At 44.4% G+C, this 3,544-nt stretch carries 3 protein-coding genes; 2 read left to right on the forward strand and 1 reads right to left on the reverse strand.

All coding sequences use genetic code 11. The annotated features are described in order from the left end of the window. Window positions 1-469, forward strand: a 469-nt coding sequence (locus A3735_RS31030) for a hypothetical protein (RefSeq protein WP_231881264.1), incomplete at its 5' end; no start/stop codon positions are given. Next, a complete protein-coding gene (locus tag A3735_RS15250; RefSeq protein WP_068506424.1) occupies window positions 463-2,280 on the forward strand; it encodes a BatD family protein in 1,818 nt (605 codons plus the stop codon). The genes A3735_RS31030 and A3735_RS15250, both read left to right, overlap by 7 nt. Window positions 2,281-2,312: 32 nt before the next feature. On the opposite strand, the gene A3735_RS15255 is transcribed toward A3735_RS15250, so the two are convergent. After that, window positions 2,313-3,347, reverse strand: a complete 1,035-nt coding sequence (locus tag A3735_RS15255; RefSeq protein ID WP_068506419.1) for an AraC family transcriptional regulator — start codon at window positions 3,345-3,347, stop codon at window positions 2,313-2,315. Window positions 3,348-3,544: the final 197 nt, after the last annotated feature.

A 3,544-nucleotide genomic window follows, 5' to 3' on the forward strand; every position in this document is an offset into this window, starting at 1 on the left:
GGAGAACCAGGAGAACCAGGAGAACCAGGAGAACCAGGAGAACCAGGAGAACCAGGAGAACCAGGAGAACCAGGAGAACCAGGATCAGGGTAAGCCCGATAATTCTGAAAGCCAAGATGGTGGCAAACAACAAAACCGAGAAAAATCACAGGATCAACAGTCAGGTAGCTCAGAAGACGAAAAAGAGCAGTCTCAAGGCGAGCAAACTGAACAAACGACTGAAGAGCAGGATGCGCAAAAACGAGAAGCAAAACCAGAACAAGATGAAACAGACAGTAATGAAGAAAACCCTATTACATCTTCTTTGCAAGCGCTAAACGAAGAAGAAAAACAATCTTATGAGCAATGGATGCGCAGAGTGCCTGACGACCCATCAGGCCTTCTTCGCAGAAAATTCGAGCAACAATCTTATGACCGCCGACGCAAAGGCGGGTCAGCAGTAATAAATGAAGGTGAGCCAATATGGTGAACGATAAGCCAAAATTAAATAAAGGCTATCCACACAAACATCACAATATGCTTAGTAAGCTGCTTAGCTTACTAACACTTTGCCTACTTAGTCAGCTTAGCCTTGCCAACACATCCCTTAGTGCCAGTGTTGACAGGAATAAAGTATATCTCAATGAGAGCTTCAACCTTAAGCTTCAGGGGAATGTGGATATCGACTTTAGCCTGGGCGGCTTAATGAGCTTTGGGCGAAACCAGATTGAAGCGCCAACAATTAAAGGGCTTGAAGATAGCTTTGAGATCCTTGATCGCCAGCAGAATTATAGTATGCGCTCCATTAATGGCGATACAACAACCGAAGTTACATGGAACTATACGCTTAGCCCAAAGCAGGCCGGTACACTAACTATTCCTCAGGCAATACTACAAGGAGCCAAATCTGAAGCTATTGTTATAGAGGTTGTGGAGGGTAAAGCACCCATCGACGCGGACAACCCTCCCCCTGTTTTTATTGAAGTTGAAACAGACAAATCAGATGTTTACGTTCAGGAACAAATCCAATATACCGTTCGCTTATTTTCCTTAGGAAGGCTTAGTAGCGGAAATTTAAGTGAGCCCGCCACAAGCAATGCCATCATTGAACCTTTTGGCGAGGAAAATAAATACTATCGTATGGCTTATAACCAACGCTATGAGGTCATTGAACGAAAGTACCTAATCTATCCTCAAAAAAGTGGTGCTCTCTATATCGATGGTTTAGCCTTCAACGGTGTGCTTATCGACAGCTATCAACGTAGACGCATACGTGTCTCGGAAATATCGGATGCTGTTCAAGTGAATATAGCACAGCCGAACCCCAATTTTACTGGTCAACACTGGTTACCAGCAAAGAGCCTGCATTTAAGTGAAAAATGGCAAGATGAGCAGCTCGAACTATCAATCGGTGATGCATTTACGCATGAAATCACCACCTCTGCTTTAGGTTTACTTGGGTCAGCCCTTCCCCCAATACCCGCGGTATCAAATGAACGGGTTAAGTCATACCCCGATAAACCGTCTGTTGAATCACAAGCTCACGAAGGCGGCTCATATGCCATACGAAAGGACGCAACAACATATATTGCCATCAAACAAGGCGAAATTACGCTACCGGAAATACGCATACCTTGGTGGGATACAGTCAACGATGTTGAGCGTATTGCTACACTCCCGGAGCGAACAATCATCATCAAACCGGGCGCTGTAAACCAAACTCAAAAGAATGAGCAGCCCTCCAGCATCGACTTAACTGATGATGGAAAAGCAACACCCAACCAAGAGTCCGAGATAGAAAGCACAGCTAAAAATACAGAGCCTAAGCACAATGAGAGCAATCAGCATGCCTTGCTAGCGATAATCGCACTACTCGCCTTTGGTTGGCTTCTAACGAGTTTGTTCCTACTTCTACGACTGAAGCAAGTAAAGCAAGACTTAAATAAACTAATCTCGATACAAGCTCCCGACTCTACTACTTCAGAACTCAGCTACAAACAATTAATTGAAGCAATTAGAAAGGGGTCGAGTGACATACCGAAGCTTGTACTAGCTTGGATCGAGAGCCAGCGAAAACAAAACACCGTTAAGTCAGCCCCCATTACCTTGCGTTCGCTGAAAGCTTTAGATGAGTCGCTTGCTGCCGAACTATTAGCATTCGAGAACGATCGTTACAGTAAAAATGCAACTCAGACCTATGACCAGCAAGCCTTACTTGAAGCATTAAAAAAATACACTAAAACAGCACCCGGCCTGAAAGGCAAAGACAATGCTTCTTTGCCACCGTTCTACCCGCAGTAGCACAGCCAGACAAACTTAGCCCAGAAAGCCAGCTATCGATGCTGCTCACGGCAGGCGCCAGGCGTTTGCCCTGTCCACTTTTTGAAGGCGCGATTGAATGCTGCTGCTTCTGAAAAGCCGAGCTGCAAAGCAACGTCATTAATACTCAGGTTTGCCTTGGCCAGCAACACCAAAGCCTGATCCCGACGAATACTGTCTTTTATTTCTTTAAATGAACTACCCTCATCTTTAAGGCGTCGCCGAGCGGTGTGGGTAGTTAAATGTAACTCACTGGCTACAAGATCAAAGCTAAGATTCTCGATCTCCAAGCTGCCACCCATACGACTCAATAGAATTCTTTTTATCTGCGCAGTAACACTGTCATCTGAACGAAATTGTTTTAGTAGCGATGCCGGCGCATTTTTCAAAAATGGCGCTAAGGTACTATCATTCTGAACAACCGGTAGATCTAAATACTTGCTGTTGAACACAACCCGGTTTTGCCCCTGAGAGAAAGCAACTCGGCAAGGAAACATTAACTTGTACTCTTCATGGAATAGAGGCCTTGCGAAAGTAAACTCAATTCGCTCAAGTAGTATCGGCCTTTCAATCAACCAACACGACAGACGAATCCAGATTATATAGAGCGAAGTAATTAGAAATACCTCATCAAAGCCCAAGTCATTCGAAAACTTGATTTCCAGATGCGCTTCGCCTTCTAGTTCAAGCAAGTTAATCGATAGTTCATCGCCAAACAGACCTATAAACTTACTCGCTCTAAGCAAGGCATGCCGCAAGCTAGTTGCAGTAATTATAGCGTGGCACATCATGCTAAACGTGCCGATTTTAAGTGGCTTTTCGACGAAGCCACTTGCTTCATCGCCCAACTCAGACCAAAGTGAGTGGAGCAAAGGGTCTACATAGTTCAAATCAATACGCTGTAATGGGTCTTTTCCCATATCCAACTGAAACTTGTCATAATCGAGATCAACACTCGCAAAAATCGAGTGCAAATTAATATTTCTTCGCTTAGCAGCAAAAAAGAAAGCATCGACAAGCGCTATAGGAATACTTAAGTTGGGAGACATGAGAGCTCAGACTGGTCCGGATAAGGTCAATCTGTCAAAAAATATGGCAAGAGTCAAGAACTTAGGGGAAGCAAGAAGAGCTCCCCCTTTATCAGAAAGATAAGAGGGTATTGCGACTAAATACCCAAGGAACTTAGTAGGTCATCAACTTCATCTTGGTTAGTTCCAGATAACTGGTCGGGGCGTAAGTTTTGATC

This window comes from Oleiphilus sp. HI0061 (genome assembly GCF_001635675.1).

Coding starts and splice junctions, on each gene's coding strand:
- A3735_RS15250 (WP_068506424.1), top strand. CDS start 463: ATGGTGAACGATAAGCCAAAATTAAATAAAGGCTATCCACACAAACAT.
- A3735_RS15255 (WP_068506419.1), bottom strand. CDS start 3,347: ATGTCTCCCAACTTAAGTATTCCTATAGCGCTTGTCGATGCTTTCTTT.